The organism is Methylobacterium sp. A52T, assembly GCF_053346095.1.
On record NZ_JBKFBI010000291.1, the window covers coordinates 1 to 1563 of the forward strand.

General features: G+C 76.0%; 2 protein-coding genes. Both read right to left on the reverse strand.

Annotated elements, in window-relative coordinates:
- Positions 1-1085 (reverse strand): siroheme synthase family protein (locus tag ACLBYE_RS30405; protein WP_447697019.1); only part of this gene is annotated, 1085 nt, incomplete at its 3' end.
- A 202-nt stretch (positions 1086-1287) separates the two neighbouring features.
- Positions 1288-1563, reverse strand: a 276-nt coding sequence (locus ACLBYE_RS30410; RefSeq protein ID WP_447697020.1) for a (2Fe-2S)-binding protein, incomplete at its 5' end; no start/stop codon positions are given.

A 1563-nucleotide genomic window follows, 5' to 3' on the forward strand; every position in this document is an offset into this window, starting at 1 on the left:
GGCGCCCGCCGCCCCCCCGCGGGGCCCCGCCCCCCCGCCCCCCCGCTCACCGGGATGCCGGCGGCCCGGCCGGCCTCGATCTCCTCGCCGGCCCGGCCGAAGACCAGCGGGTCGCCGGATTTCAGCCGCACCACCTGCTTGCCCGAGCGGGCGAGCTGCACCATCAGCGCGTTGATGTCGTCCTGGCGGCAGGACGGGCCGTGGCCGGTCTTGCCCACCAGCATGGTGCGGGCCTCGCGGCGGGCGTAGTCCAGGATCTCGGGGGCGACGAGGTCGTCGTAGAGGATGACGTCGGCGTTGCGCAGCGCCCGCAGCGCCTTGAGCGTGAGGAGCTCCGCGTCGCCGGGGCCGGCCCCGACCAGCGTCACGGCGCCGCCCTTCGGGGCGGTCTCGGTCTCGCCGAGCAGCTCGGCGAGATCGCGGTCCGACGGCGCCCGGTCGGGCTCCGCGAAGGCCCGGTCGGTGAAGCGCTCCCAGAAGAACCGCCGGTCGGCGAAGCCGTGGAAGCGGGCCGTGACGCCGTCGCGCCAGTCGCGGGCGGCCGCGACCCAGCGACTGAACCCGCGGGGCAGCATCGCCTCGATCCGGGCGCGCACGGTCTGGCCGAAGACCGGGGCGGCGCCCTCCGTGGAGATGCCGACCACCAGCGGCGAGCGGTTGACGATGGCGCCGAACTTCACGTCGCAGAGGTGCGGCCGGTCGACCGCGTTGACGATGGCGCCGGCCCCGCGGGCGGCCGCCACGAAGGCGACGCACTCGGCCTCGTCCTCCATCGCGCCGATGCAGAAGGCCGCGCCCCAGAGATCGTCCGGGCTCCAGGCGCGTTCGTGCAGGACCACCTGCCCGTCGACGATCTCGCCCGGCACGGCGCGCAGCTCCTCGCCGGGCTCGGGCGCGTAGACGTCGACATGGGCGCCGGCGGCGGCCAGCACCTTCACCTTCCAGGGGGCGCCGCCGGACGAGCCGGCGAGGACCACGCGCTTGCCGCGCAGGGGCACGAAGACGGGCAGCACCGCCAGCGGCTCCAGGCCGGCGGCCTTGGTCTCGCGGGGGGCGCGGGCGGCGCGCAGGGGAGTCTCGGTCACGGGCCTGTCCTGAATCGTCCTGATCCGGCCGGTCCCGACTGCCCCCTCATCCTCGGGTGCCGGAGCGGAGGCCTCGAAGAAGGGCTCCAGTCGGCCGCGATCCCTGGAGCCCTTCTTCGAGGGCCGCTGACGCGGGCACCTCGGGATGAGGTGATCTGGCGGGAGACGCCGATCCGTCCTCGCCGGCGAGTGTATCAGAAAATCACGCGGCGCATGCGGTCTGCCCGGCCAGCATCTTGCGGATCTCCGGTATGCACGAGCCGCAATTCGTCCCGGCCTTGCAGGCGGCCCCCACCGCCTCCACGGAGCCGGCGCCTCCGGCGCCGGCCGCGGCGACCACGTCCGCGCCGACGCCGTGACAGGCGCAGCCCACCGGACCCGCCGAGGCGGTCGCCGCGCGGCCCGAGAGCAGCGCCCGCCGCTCGGCGGCGTCGGGCGCCCCGGCGGCGAACAGGACCTTGGCGGCCTCCCAGTCCGG